Annotated in this window: 13 protein-coding genes; 10 read left to right on the forward strand and 3 right to left on the reverse strand. The window is 64.7% G+C overall.

Features of this window, described 5'->3' with window-relative positions; all coding sequences use genetic code 11:
• Positions 1–22 precede the first annotated feature (22 nt).
• The 4 genes from ACP15I_RS14825 (at position 23) to ACP15I_RS14840 (ending at position 4,378) form a co-directional block, all read left to right on the forward strand.
• Positions 23–1,081, forward strand: a complete 1,059-nt coding sequence (locus ACP15I_RS14825) for an ornithine cyclodeaminase (protein WP_424975691.1) — start codon at positions 23–25, stop codon at positions 1,079–1,081.
• Positions 1,078–2,031: a citrulline utilization hydrolase CtlX gene (ctlX, locus tag ACP15I_RS14830; protein WP_424975692.1), complete on the forward strand. Its 954-nt coding sequence runs from the start codon at positions 1,078–1,080 to the stop codon at positions 2,029–2,031. The genes ACP15I_RS14825 and ctlX overlap by 4 nt, the downstream gene beginning before the upstream one ends.
• A gap of 345 nt (positions 2,032–2,376) precedes the next feature.
• The gene (locus ACP15I_RS14835) at positions 2,377–3,195 is read left to right on the forward strand and encodes an alpha/beta fold hydrolase (protein ID WP_424965311.1); all 819 of its coding nucleotides are present in this window, start codon (positions 2,377–2,379) and stop codon (positions 3,193–3,195) included.
• A 307-nt stretch (positions 3,196–3,502) separates the two neighbouring features.
• Positions 3,503–4,378, forward strand: a complete 876-nt coding sequence (locus ACP15I_RS14840; protein WP_424965312.1) for a GNAT family N-acetyltransferase — start codon at positions 3,503–3,505, stop codon at positions 4,376–4,378.
• A gap of 154 nt (positions 4,379–4,532) precedes the next feature.
• Here the strand turns inward: ACP15I_RS14840 and ACP15I_RS14845 are convergent, their stop codons facing one another.
• Positions 4,533–5,753 (reverse strand): M20 family metallo-hydrolase, encoded by a 1,221-nt coding sequence (locus tag ACP15I_RS14845; protein WP_424965313.1) that lies wholly within the window; start codon positions 5,751–5,753, stop codon positions 4,533–4,535.
• A 28-nt stretch (positions 5,754–5,781) separates the two neighbouring features.
• Here ACP15I_RS14845 and ACP15I_RS14850 point away from each other — a divergent pair, with 28 nt between their 5' ends.
• Positions 5,782–6,597, forward strand: coding sequence for a FadR/GntR family transcriptional regulator (locus ACP15I_RS14850; protein WP_424975693.1), 816 nt, complete (start codon positions 5,782–5,784; stop codon positions 6,595–6,597).
• Complete coding sequence (locus ACP15I_RS14855; RefSeq protein ID WP_424975694.1) at positions 6,572–7,501, forward strand: glutaminase; 930 nt, start codon at positions 6,572–6,574, stop codon at positions 7,499–7,501. The genes ACP15I_RS14850 and ACP15I_RS14855 overlap by 26 nt, the downstream gene beginning before the upstream one ends.
• Here ACP15I_RS14855 and ACP15I_RS14860 read toward each other — a convergent pair.
• The gene (locus ACP15I_RS14860; RefSeq protein WP_424975695.1) at positions 7,498–8,181 is read right to left on the reverse strand and encodes a DUF1028 domain-containing protein; all 684 of its coding nucleotides are present in this window, start codon (positions 8,179–8,181) and stop codon (positions 7,498–7,500) included. The two genes, ACP15I_RS14855 and ACP15I_RS14860, sit on opposite strands and share 4 nt — an antisense overlap.
• A 90-nt stretch (positions 8,182–8,271) precedes the next feature.
• Here ACP15I_RS14860 and ACP15I_RS14865 point away from each other — a divergent pair, with 90 nt between their 5' ends.
• The 4 genes from ACP15I_RS14865 (at position 8,272) to ACP15I_RS14880 (ending at position 13,733) form a co-directional block, all read left to right on the forward strand.
• Entirely contained in the window at positions 8,272–9,846 is a 1,575-nt protein-coding gene (locus tag ACP15I_RS14865; protein WP_424975696.1) for an ABC transporter substrate-binding protein, read from the forward strand.
• 100 nt (positions 9,847–9,946) lie between these two features.
• Positions 9,947–10,894, forward strand: a complete 948-nt coding sequence (locus ACP15I_RS14870) for an ABC transporter permease (protein ID WP_424975697.1) — start codon at positions 9,947–9,949, stop codon at positions 10,892–10,894.
• Positions 10,894–12,777, forward strand: a complete 1,884-nt coding sequence (locus tag ACP15I_RS14875; RefSeq protein ID WP_424975758.1) for a dipeptide/oligopeptide/nickel ABC transporter permease/ATP-binding protein — start codon at positions 10,894–10,896, stop codon at positions 12,775–12,777. Before ACP15I_RS14870 ends, ACP15I_RS14875 begins: the two co-directional genes overlap by 1 nt.
• Positions 12,774–13,733, forward strand: coding sequence for an oligopeptide/dipeptide ABC transporter ATP-binding protein (locus tag ACP15I_RS14880; protein ID WP_424975698.1), 960 nt, complete (start codon positions 12,774–12,776; stop codon positions 13,731–13,733). The genes ACP15I_RS14875 and ACP15I_RS14880 overlap by 4 nt, the downstream gene beginning before the upstream one ends.
• A gap of 117 nt (positions 13,734–13,850) precedes the next feature.
• Here the strand turns inward: ACP15I_RS14880 and ACP15I_RS14885 are convergent, their stop codons facing one another.
• Positions 13,851–15,116 (reverse strand): hypothetical protein, encoded by a 1,266-nt coding sequence (locus tag ACP15I_RS14885; RefSeq protein ID WP_424975699.1) that lies wholly within the window; start codon positions 15,114–15,116, stop codon positions 13,851–13,853.
• Between the last annotated feature and the right edge of the window lie 10 nt (positions 15,117–15,126).

Raw genomic sequence — 15,126 nt, forward strand, 5'->3', positions numbered from 1 at the left:
AACAGTTTCGAGGTCCGCCATATTGCCCCCCGCCCCGTCCAGACGTGCACTTGTCCCATTCGTCAGCGTTGCAAACATCATGTCCCTGATCCACCGGATCGGGCTCGAAGAGATGATGTCCGGCATGGCTGACTATATCGAAGACGACTTCCGCCGGTGGGAGCTCTTTGACAAGACGCCGCGCGTGGCCTCGCATTCCGAGGTGGGTGTCATCGAGTTGATGCCGACCTCGGATGGTGCGGTCTATGGCTTCAAATATGTGAACGGCCACCCCAAGAACGCGGCGGAGGGATTGCAGACCGTCACAGCCTTCGGGCTTCTGGCGGAGGTCGATACGGGTTATCCGGTTCTGCTCTCGGAGATGACGGTGCTGACCGCGTTGCGCACGGCGGCGACCTCGGCCATGGTCGCGCGGCACCTGGCCCCCGGATCCGCCGAGACCATGGCGCTGATCGGCAATGGCGCGCAATCGGAGTTTCAGGCGATCGCCTTTCGCGCGATTTGCGGTGTAAACAGGCTCCGGCTCTATGACATCGATCCCGCCGCAACCCGCAAAACGATCGCAAATCTAGAGACGCAGGGCTTCGAGCTGATCGCCTGCGCCACTGCGCAAGAGGCGATCGAGGGGGCGCAGATCATCACCACCTGCACGGCCGACAAGCAATATGCCACCATTCTGACCGACAACATGGTGGGTGCCGGTGTGCATATCAACGCGATTGGCGGGGACTGCCCCGGCAAGACGGAATTGCACAAGGACATCCTGAGCCGCGCTGACGTGTTTGTGGAATACCCGCCGCAAACCCGGGTCGAGGGCGAGATCCAGCAGATGCCCGACGACTTCGCCGTGACCGAGATCTGGCAGGTCATCACGGGGGCCGCGCAGGGCCGCAGGGATGACCGGCAGATCACGCTGTTCGACGGGGTCGGCTTTGCCATCGAGGATTTCTCGGCGCTGCGCTACTTGCGGGACCATCTCACCGACAGCGGGCTCTACGCGCAGCTGGACATGATCGCCGACCCGGATGATCCCCGTGACTTGTTCGGCATGGTGCAGCGCGCGCACGGAGAGGCTGCATGATCCGCCCGTCGGTTCAGGCCCCGGCCGCCATCGTCATGGTCCGTCCCCACGGCTTCACGGTGAACACCGAAACCGCGCAGGACAACGCCTTCCAAAGCCATATCGGCGCCGCAGGTCCCGATATGGCTCGCCGCGCCTATGAAGAACACAGCGCGATGGTCGCTGAACTGGAGCATCACGGCGTGACTGTGCATCTCTGCGAAGGCGAGAACACTGATACGCCGGATTGCGTGTTTCCGAACAACTGGTTCTCGACACATGTCGGAGGACATGTGGCCCTCTACCCGATGAAGGCCGAGAACCGCCGGCTGGAACGGCGGCCCGACATCATCGAGTTTCTCAAAACCCGGTACCGGGTGCAGGATGTCATCGACTATTCCGGGCTCGAAATGGACGGGCTCTATCTCGAGGGTACGGGCGCCATGGTCCTCGACCATATCGAACGGGTGGCCTACGCGGTGGGGTCCGACCGCACGAACCCCATCGCGCTGGAACGGTTCTGCACCCATTTCAACTTTGAGCCGTTGGTCTTTCCCGCCACGGACGGCAACGGCGTCAGCATTTACCACACGAATGTCCTGATGTGCATTGGAACCGATTTCGCCCTGCTGGGGGCCGAGCTGATCACAGACAGCGCGCGTCGGCATCATGTGATCGCACGGCTCAAGGCCTCGGGCCGTGAAATCATCAACCTGAGCGCCGCCCAGATTGCGGCTTTCGCGGGGAATGCAATCGAAGTGCAGGGCGCAGACGGGCGTCTCTTGGCGCTATCTCAGACCGCCTATGACGCGTTGACCACGGACCAGATCGCACGGTTGGAGCAGGTCGTTTCCCCGATCCCGTTATCGGTGCCCACCATAGAGATGGCAGGCGGGTCCGTCCGCTGCATGATCGCGGGCATCCATTTGACACCACGTGGCTCGGCTGCCCCGCCTCAGGCTCTGGCCTGATGGCTGGGGGCGTCGCGTGGCTGCACGCGGCCATGGTCTGGCGCGCGTGCGATCAGCCGGCCGTGCCCGGTCCGTCGGTCAAACTCGGGTCCGCTCAGGTCGCATCCGTCGCGGCGCCTGTCAAAACGCCTCCGAGTGGTCTGCGGAGAACCGGGCCAGCAGTGCCCCAAATCACCTGTCCAAACGCGCGCCAGCCTCGGGCGCGCCCCATAGGGCGACTGATCCGCCCCGAACCGATGCGCCGTCTGCGACCCGCACCCAAGTTTCACCTGTGATCCCGCCGCTCCGCTCTCGCATCGACCCGGTTTTTCAGATTAGCTCATGGCAGCAGACAGAGAGGCATCCATGACCGAGTGGACCCTGAACGAGCGCTACCAGACGACAGCGGGCCCGGTCGCGGCCGGTCGTACCGGGGATGGCCCGGCCCTGGTTCTGGCGCATGGCTGGCCTTGGTCGTCATACGCCTGGCACCGCATCATTTCCGAACTGGCGAGGTATTTCACCGTCCACTGGTATGACATGCCCGGCTATGGCAAGTCGCACAAAGCGCCAGATCAACGCACATCCCTCGATGTTCAGGGTGAGGTTTTCGCCGAAATGCTGAGGCATTGGGGATTGGCAAAACCCCATGTCGTTGCCCATGATTTCGGCGGCGCCACGACGCTCAGGGCGCATCTGCTGCAGGACTGCGACTTCGAGAAATACGTGCTCATGAATGTCGTCGCGATGCGGCCATGGGGATCGAATTTCTTCGATCATGTGGGGCGGCATGTCGAGGCGTTTCAGGGTTTGCCGCCGCATATCCACAAGGCGGTGGTGGCGGCTTACATTCAGGGCGCATTGGTCAATGACCTCCCCGCCGAAGATGTCGAGGCTTTGGTGGCCCCATGGCTCACCGAGGAGGGGGCGGTGAGTTTCTATCGCCAGTTCGCGCAAGCCGATGAACGGTTTACGGAAGAGGTCGAGCCGTTCTTCGGGGCCGTGCGATGCCCTGTGACAATCCTGTGGGGTGAGGACGACCCCTGGATACCGCTCGCCCGAGGCAAGGCTCTGCACCAGCGCATGCCGGACGCCGGGTTCGCGACCATCCCGAATGCAGGTCACTTGCCGCAGCTCGAAAGGCCGGATGCTGTTCTGACGGAGCTGCTGGGGGTCCTGCGGTAGCTCGACAGGCACCAAGCCGGTCCACCGACGCGCGAGGGTGGCGGCCTTGCCTCTGTGGTCGATCACCCCGCCGTGGTGAGGTCAAAGGGCAGGCAATCCCGCTGGCGTTTGCTGCGTCTGTTTCCGATGGGGCGGTCGCCCATGCCGGGGCTGATCTAAGCCAGACCACCCATTCTTCGGGTTGCTTGTCACGGCGCGGACAGCCACGGACGGAGCGAGCAAGGCACGGGCCCGCGCCCCGGATCGGCCCCGCGGATGCGCCGAATTTTCTCTTGCACGCGCGAATTGCCTGACTAAAGTCAGCTAAATGGACCAAGATGACATCACCCGTATTCGAAACTTCGGGCGCTCCGTCGCCGTCGAAGTTGGCGCGCTTGAGGATTCCTTTTTGAACCGGGGGCGCCCGCTTGGCTCTGCGCGTGTCTTGAACGCGATTGGTCTCGGCTATGAAAACGTCTCGGATCTGCGCGCGAAGCTCAAACTCGACACCGGTCTCCTGAGCCGGTTGCTCCGGGGGCTCGAAGCCGAAGGGCTGGTCGAGACCAAGCCCAACCCGGACGACCGCCGAGGCCGTATTTCCACGCTCACCCCTGCGGGCGAGACCGAGTTCGACATCTACGAGACGCTTTCGAACGAGCGGGCCGCGACGATCCTGGCGCGCCACAAACAAGCGCGCCGACTGCTTGATGCGATGGATGTGGTGACGATCACCCTGTCCCGCGACGAGATCATTTTCGAAGAGACCGACTATGCCTCCGACATTGCCAATGCATGCCTGTCTGCCTTCGCGCGGGAGCTGAGCGCACGTCTGAACCTGACCTTCGATCTGGACAATTCCGGTGTTCAGGAACTCTCGCAGATGCGGCCGCCTCTGGGCAGTTTCGTCGTGGCCCGGATCGGCGAGATGCCGGTCGGCTGCGTGGGGATCAAGGGCAATGGCGGACCCGTGGCCGAGATCAAGCGCATGTGGATCACGCCCGCCGGACGCGGGCTCGGGCTGGCAAGGCGTCTGATGCGCACTGCCGAAGACGCCGCCCGGAACATGGGCATTAAAACGCTGCGGCTCGATACCAACAGCACCCTCGTCGAAGCCGCGACCCTATACCGGAACACGGGCTGGGTGGAAATCGAGCGGTTCAACGACGACCCATACCCGGATCTGTTCTTCGAAAAGCAGCTCTGACCCGCCTTGGCCGGGCGAGGGGCTGGTCGGCCTTGCGCCCCTGCGACGCCCCTCGGGGGCGCGGAGTATTGGCGCCAATCGGACAGGACAGGCCGGTCCGGTATTGCGCTCGGGCACCTGCCCTTGATTGCCAGATCCGCCGAGATGTCCGACCTCAGGCCCAGTGATCGAAAGCCAGCAGCGTTCTGGCCAGAACATCAATGGCCGCGCCCATATCCTCCGCGCTCGCGAATTCCTCTGGCCTGTGGCTCACCCCGCCCCGGCATCTGACAAAGAGCATGCCGATATCGCACAGATCCGCCATGGCGGACGCATCATGGGTGGCACCGGACGCAAGGCGCGTGGCCTCACGCCCCGTGGTCGCGGCCACGGCTTCGGACAGGCGCGCCACCAGATCAGGCGCACAAGGGACCGCCGGTTGCTCATAGCTCCGCGTCATCGCACTGCGCACGCCGCGTCGGATGGCGCAGCGCTCGGCCTCTGCCTGCATGCGCGCGGCAAACGCCGCGCGGGCCACATCCTCCGGAGCGCGGAGTTCAAGCGTGAGCTCTACCCGATCGGGGATCCCGTTTGCCACGCCCGGCCCCACCCGGCAGGTGCCGATGGTCGCGCGCAGATCCGCTGTCTGACGGGCCTGATCATGCACCGCACTGATGAAATCCGCTGCCGCGACCAGCGCATCCGCCCGGCCCAGCATGGGCACCGTGCCCGCATGGCCGGTCTCGCCCCGAAAGAGAACCGTGTTCCGCTCTATCCCGCAGATCCCGGTTACGACCCCGACGGGCCTGTCCAGCGTCTCGAGCACCGGCCCCTGTTCGATATGCAACTCGAGATAGCACCGGATATCCGCCGGATCCCGGGCCAATGCGGGCACCGCGCGCTGGTCACCGCCAAAGGCGTCGAGAGCCGCGCCCAGGACCTCCCCCTCCTCATCGGCCATGGTCAGCACCCCCGGATCAGCCGTCTCCGCCAGGGCGCGCGGTCCCAACAGGGCCGTGGGAAAGCGCACGCCTTCCTCATCCGCGAAGGCCAGAACCTCAACCGGATAGGCAAGCGACATGCCATCCGCGCGCAGTTTCTCAAGGGCGAGGCAGGCCAGCGCGACCCCCATGATCCCGTCATAACGCCCGGCATGGCGCACGCTGTCCTGATGGGAACCGAGAAGCACGCATGCCCCCTGCCCGTCCTGTCGGCCCACAAGAGTTCCTGCGGCATCGAGATGAGACGACAGGCCCGCACGGCTCATCCAGCCGCGCATCACCTCCAACGCGGCCCTATGCTCCGGTGTGAAGGGAAAGCGCGTCACCCCGGGCCCGGGAAGACTGCAAGTGGCGATTTCGGCCAGTCGGTCTTGTGCAAGTTCACCCCAGCGCATGGCACCCTCTATTTATCATGATAAATTTGTGCTACACAAACCGCGCGAGGTTGTCTATCTCTGGACGAAAATCGAGGTGAGCATGGACGGCGGACAAGAGGTCAAACCCAAAGGCAAGCGGTCGCGCCCGGTTCAGGTCGCCGATCAGATCAAGGCCTGGGTCGTGGAGCGGGACCTGCACCAAGGCGACAAACTGCCCAATGAGGCAGAGATGATCGCGCTGTTTCAGGTCTCGAAAGGCACTGTGCGCGAAGCCCTGCGCATTCTGGAGGCGCAGGGCCTCATCGCCACGCGCACCGGTCCCGGCGGGGGCAGTTTCGTGGGCGAGGTCTCGCAGGACCGGGCGCTGTCGCTGCTGGGCAATTACTTCTACTTCCAGGAACTCTCGCTCGCCGACATCTACCAGATGCGCAAGGCGCTGGAACCGGAACTGGCGGCCGGGCTGGCAGGGCAGCTGGATGCAGCCCAGCTGGACGCGCTGACCGCGCTGGTGGGGTCCCACGCGACCCCGGCGCAATCGCCCGAGGAAGAGAAGCGCGAGCATATCGCCTCGCTGGCCTTCCACGCCAAGCTGGCCGAGTACGCGGGCAACCGGCTCTTGGGCTTCATGATCGCCTTCATGGTGCGCATGCTGACCGAGATGACCGTGTACCGAAAGCTCTACGATATGCCCAACCACGAGCTGTGGCGGCGCGGCCGTCACCATCAGCTCGAACTGATCGCAGCCCTGCGCAAGGGCGATCCGGACGGGGCGCGACGGACCATGGCCTCCCATATGGCCGCCGCGGAAGAGCTGATGCAGCATCAGGAGGCCCGCCTTGCCCGGAGGTTCCTCCCTGACTGATCTCTCCGGGATCATCGCCGAGATCGACGCGGATCTGCGCGCCCGGGCCGATTGGGGCCGGCCCGCGCAATACATCCCGCAGCTCGCCAAGGTCGACCCTGCGCAATTCGCGATCGCCGTCTGCGATGCCGCCGGGCAATGCCATGTGGCCGGAGATGTGGACACTCCGTTCTCGATCCAGAGCATCTCGAAGGTCTTTGCGCTGACGGCCACGCTGGGCCGGATCGGGGACCAGATCTGGCGACGCGTGGGGCGCGAACCCTCGGGGACCTCGTTCGATTCCGTCGTCCTGCTCGAGAGTGAGAAGGGCCACCCGCGCAATCCTTTCGTCAATGCGGGTGCATTGGTGGTGACGGATGCGCTGCTGGGGGGCCGCCCTCCCAAAATCGCCCTTGCCGAGATCCTGGGGCTGGTCCGCGCGCTGGCCGAAGATGACGCGATCCATATCGATGCGGAGGTCGCCCGCTCGGAACAGGCCACCGGCGCGCGGAACAAGGCGCTGGCCCACTACCTCGACAGCCATGGCAACCTGATGGATGAGCCGGAGCGGGTCCTTGGCACCTATTTCCACCAATGCGCGATAGAGATGACCGTTCGGCAACTCGCCATGGCCGGGCGCAGTCTTGCGGCCCTCCCCCAAGCGCCGCGCCTGATTTCGCAGGACCGGGTCCGCCGGATCAACGCGCTGATGATGACCTGTGGCCATTACGACGGGTCCGGAGAGTTTGCCTTTCGGGTCGGCTTGCCCGGCAAATCGGGGGTCGGCGGCGGCATATTGGTGATCGCGCCAGGGCGGGCTTCGATCGGGATCTGGTCGCCGGGGCTCGACGCCTATGGCAACTCCAAGGCGGGGACCGAAGCCGCCGCCTTGTTGAGCCGAGCAACCGGGTGGTCCGTCTTTTAGGACTGCGGCGCGGCAAGGGATTTCGGCGCACGATTGGGGTCGCTGGCCACAGGGACCTCGTGCAGCCAATCCGCATAGGGACGCGACCGCGCAAGGCGCAGGAGCTCTGCCAATGCCGCGATCGGCCGCGCGTCATGGTCGATCCGCAAATCGAGCGGCGGGGCATCCGGCGACAGAACCAGCAGCGCCGCCGATAGCAGCCCCCGCGAATCGCCCCCTGCCCGGGCCGCCCCCCGGAGCGCAGAAATCAGGCGATCCGCCATGGGCTGCGTGCTCTGGGAATATGCGCTGCGCAAGCCGTCGAGCACTTGAGGTCCGGCCAGCATGTTGCCCGCACAGACAAGGCCGGTCTGCGCCAGATGTCCTGCCCAGACGACACTTTCCCCACCGGTGAAAGCGCCCGTCCCACCATGCGGATCCAGGGTGGTGAGCTGACGATGCGCGCGCCCCTCATCCGCCTGGGTGATTGATTTCACCGCGTTTTCCGCCGCCATCCCTTGCGCCATGGCACCCAGCGCGGCGTCCCGCCAGAGCGTCGAGGGGGCGGTCCCCTGACTGGCCACCAGCCCCGCCTCCAGACTGCCCCGCAGCACCCATCCCCCGACGCAAAGACTGCCCGTGGCGGCGGCAGCCCCGTATGTGCCTGTTTTTTGATCGAACGCGAGAATCGAGAAAGTCATGCGCATCACCTTAGACATTTTTCTTGAATTTATAATGATAATTTGTCTGGATGTAATTAATCATGATAAATTCGGCAGAGAGGAGCCAAGATGTCCCTACTTACCTTCACCCGCAGAACCGCCCTCGCGACAGGCGCGGCCATGGCGCTGGCCCTGTCCGCCACCGGGTCTTTTGCGCAAACGCCGCCCGGCGTTCTGATCGTCGGCCAGATCGCGGAGCCCAAGGCGCTTGATCCGGCGGCGGTCACGGCGGTGAATGATTTCCGCATTCTGATGAATGTGTATGACGGCTTGGTGCGCTACAAGGACGGCACGCTGGAGACCGAGCCGGCGCTGGCCACGGATTGGACGATCTCCGAGGATGGCACGGTCTACACCTTCCAACTGCGCGAGGGCGTGACCTTTCACGATGGCAGCGCCTTTGATGCGGAGGCGGTGAAATTCAATTTCGACCGCATGCTCGACGAAAGCCACCCCTATCACGATACAGGCCCCTTCCCGCTCGCCTTCTTCTTCTCTGCGGTCGAGAGCGTTGATGTGATCGACCCGATGACCGTCCAGTTCACCCTGAACGCGCCCTATGCGCCCTTCCTGTCCAATCTCGCCTATCCGACCGGCTTGATCGTCTCGCCCGCCGCCGTGATGGCGCATGGGGCCGAGTTCGGGCGCAACCCCTCGGGCACGGGCGCCTTCAAGTTCATCGAGTGGCGCTCCAACGAGGCGGTTGTGGTCGAGGCGAACCCTGACCACTGGGATGGCGCGCCGGAGCTGCAGGCGGTCGTGTTCCGTCCGATCACCGATGCCAATACCCGCACGGCCGAGATGCTGGCCGGTGGGATCGACCTGATGGTGGAGGTGCCGCCCGTGGCCCTCAGCCAGTTCCAGACCGACCCCTATACGGTGCACGAGCAGGCCGGGCCCCATGTCTGGTTCCTCATTCTGAATGCCAAGGAAGGCCCCTTTGCCGATATCCGCGTCCGGCAGGCCGCGAACTACGCGATCAACAAGGAGGCGATCGTCAATGATGTGCTCGAAGGTACGGCCGAGGTCGCTGCGGGCCCGACGCCGCCCGCCTTTGCCTGGGCCTATAACCCCGAGCTTGAGCCCTATCCCTACGATCCGGAGCGGGCGAAGGCCCTGATTGCCGAGGCCGGTGTCGAGGGGGCAGAGCTTACATTCTATGTCACCGAAGGCGGCTCGGGCATGCTCGACCCGGTGGCCATGGGCACGGCCATGCAAGCCGATCTGGAGGCTGTCGGCTTCGATGTGAAGATCGAGACCTATGAGTGGAACACCTTTCTCGGCAATGTGAATCCGGGTCTCGAAGGCAAGGCGGATATGGCGCAGATGGCCTGGATGACCAATGATCCGGACACGCTGCCCTTCCTCGCCCTGCGCACGGCCGCTTTCCCGGATCAGGGCGGGTTCAACTCGGGCTATTATTCGAACCCGAAGGTGGACGAACTGCTCGAGGCCGCGCGCGCCGCGACCGATCAGGCGGAACGCGCCCGGCTCTATCAGGAGATGCAGACCATCGTGCAACAGGATGCGCCCTGGGTCTTTGTGGCGAACTGGAAGCAGAACGCCGTGACCTCGGACCGGGTGGAGGACTTCGCCCTGCAGCCGTCCTTCTTTCTGCTGCTCGACGACGTCGTAAAGAACTGACCCTGTTGCGCCCGGATCGGGTCCGGGCCTGACAACTCGTCTCGGGGCGCGGGCGGTCACGCGCGCCCCAAGCCTCCGCAGGCTGTCACAAGGGGGTGTCATGGCAGGCTATATTCTCAAGCGGCTGCTCTCCGCGATCCCGGTGCTGTTCGGCATCTCGATCATCGTCTTTCTGATCATGGCGATGATCCCCGGCGATCCGGCCACCGCGATCCTCGGGTCCTTCGCGACGCCCGAGAATGTCGAAAAGCTGAACCGCGATCTTGGGCTCGATCAGGGTCTGGTGCAGCGCTACGTCATCTGGCTGACCAACATGCTTCAGGGGGATTTCGGTCGCTCCTTCGCTTTGAACCGCCCGGTCCTCGATGAGGTACTCGAGAGGTTCAACGCCACGCTCATCCTTGCGGGCACGGCCTTTGTCATCTGCGCGTTGCTGGGGGTCGCAGCGGGTGTGGTCTCCGCGGCACGGCAATACGGGGTCGCGGATAAGGTCATCACCTTCGTCGTCCTCTTAGGGATCTCGATCCCGTCCTTCTTTCTCGGAATGATGATGATCCTCATCTTTTCCGTGAACCTGCGCTGGTTCCCGGTCTCGGGCATGTGGCCGATCTATGGCACGCGGGACATCTGGGCGCTGCTGGACCATCTGATGCTGCCCGCGCTGGCGCTCGCCGTGGTGGCCACCGGTGTCATCGCCCGCCTCGCCCGGTCCGCAATGCTCGAGGTTCTACGTCAGGATTTCATCCGCACCGCCCGCGCTAAGGGCGTCCGGGAAAGCCGCGTGATCTGGGGACACGCCCTGCGCGCAGCGATGGTGTCGATCATCCCGGTGCTGGGCATTCAGGCAGGCTTTGTCCTGTCGGGGGCGGTCTATATCGAGATGGTGTTCCAGTGGCCCGGCGTGGGCCGCATGCTGGTCGATGCCATCCTCAAGCGCGACATCCTGCTGGTTCAGGGAGGCGTCGTCTTCGTGGCGGCCTGCTACGTGCTCTTTAACATCGCGGTAGATGTTGCGCAGTCCATGCTCGACCCGAGGATCAAGACATGATGGCGTTCCTGGGGCTGCTGGCCCGCAACCGGCTGGCGCTGGCGGGGTTGATCGTGATGGGCGTCGTGGTCTGTCTGGCGATCCTCACGCCGATCCTGCCGCTGGCAGATCCGGATGTGACCAATACGGGCAACCGTTTCAAACCGCCCTTCTCGGAGGGCGCGCTTCTGGGGACCGACCATCTCGGGCGGGATCTGTTGAGCCGGTTGATGTGGGGCACGCGCCTGTCTCTGGCCGTGGGCTTTGCCGCCGCGGTCATCGCGGCCACGCTGGGCGCCGCGATCGGGATCATCGCGGGCTTTTACGGCGGGCGGACTGACAATGTCATCATGCGCGGCGTCGATATGCTGATGGCCTTTCCCTATATCCTGCTGGCGCTTGCGATTGTCGCGGCCCTGGGTCCGGGGTTGATGAATGCGCTCATCGCCGTGGCGGTGGTCAACATCCCCTTCTTCGCCCGCAATATCCGCGGGATCACCGTCGGGATCGCCCATAAGGAATTCGTCGATGCTGCGCGGCTCTCGGGTATGACGGACGCGCGGATCATCCTGACCGAGATCCTGCCCAACGTGGTCCCGGTGATCGTCATAGCCATGTCCACGACCATTGGCTGGATGATCCTCGAAACCGCGGGCCTGTCCTTTCTCGGGCTCGGCTCGCAGCCGCCCCAGGCGGATCTGGGCTCTATGCTGGGCGAGGCGCGCTCGGCGCTGATCACCAATCCGCATACGTCGGTGGTGCCGGGGGCGATGATCCTGATCATCGTGATGGCGATCAATCTGCTGGGCGACGGGGTGCGCGACGCGCTCGACCCGCGACTGAAATCGGGGGCGCTGGAACGGCCCATGCCCACCACACGCGTCGCGCGCCATGGTCCGGCCCCGGCCGCACAAGGCGATGCGATCCTCGCGCTGCAGGGGCTTGAGACACAGTTCCACGTCAAGGATCGGGTCTACAAGGCCGTGGGCGGCGTGAGCCTAGAGGTGCATCCGGGCGAGTGCCTCGGGATTATCGGCGAGAGCGGATCGGGCAAGTCCGTGACCGCGCTGAGCATCATGGGGCTGGTCGCGTCGCCGCCGGGCGTGATCACGGCAGGGGCGGTGCGGTTCAAGGGCGGGGATCTGATCGGTGCCCCCTACGAGACCTTGCGATCCCTGCGCGGCGAGAAGGTGGCCTATATCTTTCAGGACCCGCTGGCCACGCTGCACCCGCTTTACACGGTGGGCCAGCAGTTGATCGAAGCGGTCCAGTGCCATCACCGCACGCCCCGGGCCCAAGCCCGCGCCCAAGCCATCGACCTGCTGAAAGCCGTGCGCATCCCAAACGCCGAGAGCCGCGTAGACAGCTATCCGCATGAAATGTCGGGCGGAATGCGGCAGCGGGTCGGGATCGCCATGGCGCTGGCCAATGATCCGGAGGTCATCATCGCCGATGAGCCGACCACCGCGCTCGACGTGACCGTCCAGGCCCAGATCCTGTCCCTCTTGGACGATCTGCGCCGGGAACGCGGGCTGGCCATCATCTTCATCACCCACGACTTCGGCGTGGTGGCCCAGCTCTGTGACCGGGTGGCGGTGATGTATGCAGGACGCATCGTGGAACAGGGCAGCACGCAGGATATCCTTGACGCACCGGCCCATCCCTACACCGCCAAGCTCATGGACTGCGTGCCCGAGCTTGGCGCGGGCCGCCGCCGGTTGGAGGCCATCCCGGGTCTGCCACCCGTGGTGGACAGGTTGCCCGCGGGATGCGCCTTTGCCGATCGCTGTCACAAGGCGCAGCCCGCCTGCCGCGCGGGCGAAGTCGCGCTCGCCCCCCACGCGGCCGGGCATCTGGTTCGCTGCAGGGACCCGGAAACATCCCGTCAGGAGGCCGCGCAATGACCGCCGCACTGAAAGTGACCGGGCTGAGCAAGACCTTTGCCGTCGGCAAGCGTCTCTTCGGCCCGCCAAGAGCCCTTGTTCATGCGGTGCAACCGCTCAACCTGACGGTGGAGCAGGGCGAAACCCTGGGCATCGTGGGTGAATCCGGTTGCGGGAAATCCACACTCGCGCGGATGCTCGTGGGGCTCTTGCCGCCCAGCGCTGGCGCGATCGAGCTGAACGGTTACGCAGTCGGAGCCGCCGATCCGGCGGCCTTCGGCAGGAAGATCCAATATGTTTTTCAGGATCCGATCTCGTCACTCAACCCGCGCAAAACCATCCGGGAGATCATGGAGGCGCCGCTCAAGCATCTCCACCAGATGGATGCCGAGACCCGGCAGGCGCGGATTCGCGAGATCTTTGCCGCGGTGAACCTGCGTGAGGAGTTTCTGGGCCGCTATCCGCATGAGTTCTCGGGCGGGCAGGCCCAGCGGATCGGGATTGCCCGGGCGCTGGCTGCGGATGCCCGGATCCTCATCCTGGATGAGCCGGTCTCGGCGCTCGACGTCTCCGTGCAGGCGCAGGTGCTCAACCTGCTCGCGGATCTCAAGGCGGAGTTCGGGCTGACTTACCTTTTCATCAGCCACGACCTCGCGGTGGTCGAAGCCGTCAGCGACCGGGTGGCCGTGCTCTATTTCGGCGCGGTGGTTGAGGTCGGCCCGGCGGAGGAGGTGTTTGCCAGACCAAAGCACCCCTATACCAAGCTCCTCGCCGATAGCGCGCCGGTGGTCGGGCGGGGACTGACAGCGCCCGAGGGGCGGGAAACCGAGTTGCCCGATCCGCTCCATCCGCCCGAAGGATGCGCCTTTGCCGCGCGCTGCGCCTTTGCCACCGACCGATGCCGGAAAGAAAAACCTCAACTGATCCGCACCGACGCGGTGACAGAGATTGCCTGTTTCAACCCGCTGGAGAGCTGAATCTGCGGCGGCTGCGGCGTTTCAGTGGCCGCGCGAACACGAGCCATGGCACGTAAAGCACCCCTTGCTTGGCAGCTCGCCATGAGAGCCCCTGCGGGAGCCCGGCTCGCCCCGCGGCTAGTCCTCGTCCTCGATCTGCAGAATGCCGAACACGAGGCCCGAGAAGGTGAAAAACAGCGAGGCGCAGAGGATCAGCCAAGGCTCCAGCAGAACCCGGTCGATGAAGGGCACCGAGACGATGTTGCTGTCCTGCAAACGCCCCCCTGCCCCGGGGCGCAGCACCTTGAAGCTGTCCGCCTCGGTTGCGACATCCACGGTATAGCGCCCGTCTTCGAAACTGACCTGACCATAGAACTGAGACGGGGCCTCGGGCTCCGACCACGGGGTTACGACCCCTGTCAGCGCCGAACCCGGCGGCAGCGCGATGGGCTCAGCCTCCACCCGATAGATCCGCCGGCAAGCCTTGTCATACTCTGCGAACCCAGTTTCCCAGATCGTCGCGATCAGTTCTACGCACAGCGCCTGACGGATGATCACCTCGACCTGACCGCTCAGATGGGGAATATCGTCATCGACCACGATCAGCCCGCTGACCTGTCGCAACTTGCGCCCGATGACGGCGGGACCGTCGATGGTCATGGGGGCCGAGCGCGTGGCAAAGGCCGCGCCTGAGCCTTCGCCCATATCCTCGCGGATAAGCTCCGCACAGGCGGGGTCAGACACCAGGGTGAACGGCGCTGTCAGCGGAAACTCCCCCACACGCTGGGGCTGCAGGCCGTCCGACGCCAGGTCTTCGCCCTCGGACAGAGGATCCAGCAGCAGCGCAGCGAGGGGATCAGCGGCAGGACCACCGGCGTCCAACTGGGCGAGCCGGTCCGCGTTGAGCATCAGATCACGGTCATTATAGCTGAGCGTGCCATAGCTTTCGATCCGCTCTGCGTCAGGCTGAACCGCGTCGATGCGGAGCACCTGCTCCCCCCCCTCGAAGGACAGCTCCACCCGCGTTGCGGGACCCGGCCTGATGACACCGCGATAGCAATAAGCCGCCGCGTGGTCGGCAATGGCGGGCACCTCATCCGTCACGGTCTCGAGCTGCGCGGCATCGACGACCCAGTCCGAGCCGACCTGCACGAGCGCCCCTTGCACGGCGATCTCGCTGCGCTCGGCGCTCGTGACTTCGTAGTCGAGACGACTCGTCTGCGCCGTGACCACGAACAACCCGCCCGAAGGGAAGATGATCCAGAACACCAGCGAGAGCACCATGAGACAGAAGAGCGACAGGAACATCAAACCGCTGAGATAGGGCACGCTGCGGCAGAAGAACCGCTTGAGCCCCTTATGGGTGGTCGTCGCTTCCTTGCAGCTTTGCATCGCACGGCGCATGCGCCCGGGC

Origin of the sequence: Dinoroseobacter sp. S124A (genome assembly GCF_049801015.1) — a bacterium.
GTDB lineage: Bacteria > Pseudomonadota > Alphaproteobacteria > Rhodobacterales > Rhodobacteraceae > Dinoroseobacter.

Coding starts and splice junctions, on each gene's coding strand:
- ctlX (WP_424975692.1), top strand. CDS start 1,078: ATGATCCGCCCGTCGGTTCAGGCCCCGGCCGCCATCGTCATGGTCCGT.
- ACP15I_RS14835 (WP_424965311.1), top strand. CDS start 2,377: ATGACCGAGTGGACCCTGAACGAGCGCTACCAGACGACAGCGGGCCCG.
- ACP15I_RS14840 (WP_424965312.1), top strand. CDS start 3,503: ATGGACCAAGATGACATCACCCGTATTCGAAACTTCGGGCGCTCCGTC.
- ACP15I_RS14845 (WP_424965313.1), bottom strand. CDS start 5,753: ATGCGCTGGGGTGAACTTGCACAAGACCGACTGGCCGAAATCGCCACT.
- ACP15I_RS14860 (WP_424975695.1), bottom strand. CDS start 8,181: ATGACTTTCTCGATTCTCGCGTTCGATCAAAAAACAGGCACATACGGG.
- ACP15I_RS14865 (WP_424975696.1), top strand. CDS start 8,272: ATGTCCCTACTTACCTTCACCCGCAGAACCGCCCTCGCGACAGGCGCG.
- ACP15I_RS14870 (WP_424975697.1), top strand. CDS start 9,947: ATGGCAGGCTATATTCTCAAGCGGCTGCTCTCCGCGATCCCGGTGCTG.
- ACP15I_RS14875 (WP_424975758.1), top strand. CDS start 10,894: ATGGCGTTCCTGGGGCTGCTGGCCCGCAACCGGCTGGCGCTGGCGGGG.
- ACP15I_RS14880 (WP_424975698.1), top strand. CDS start 12,774: ATGACCGCCGCACTGAAAGTGACCGGGCTGAGCAAGACCTTTGCCGTC.
- ACP15I_RS14885 (WP_424975699.1), bottom strand. CDS start 15,116: ATGCGCCGTGCGATGCAAAGCTGCAAGGAAGCGACGACCACCCATAAG.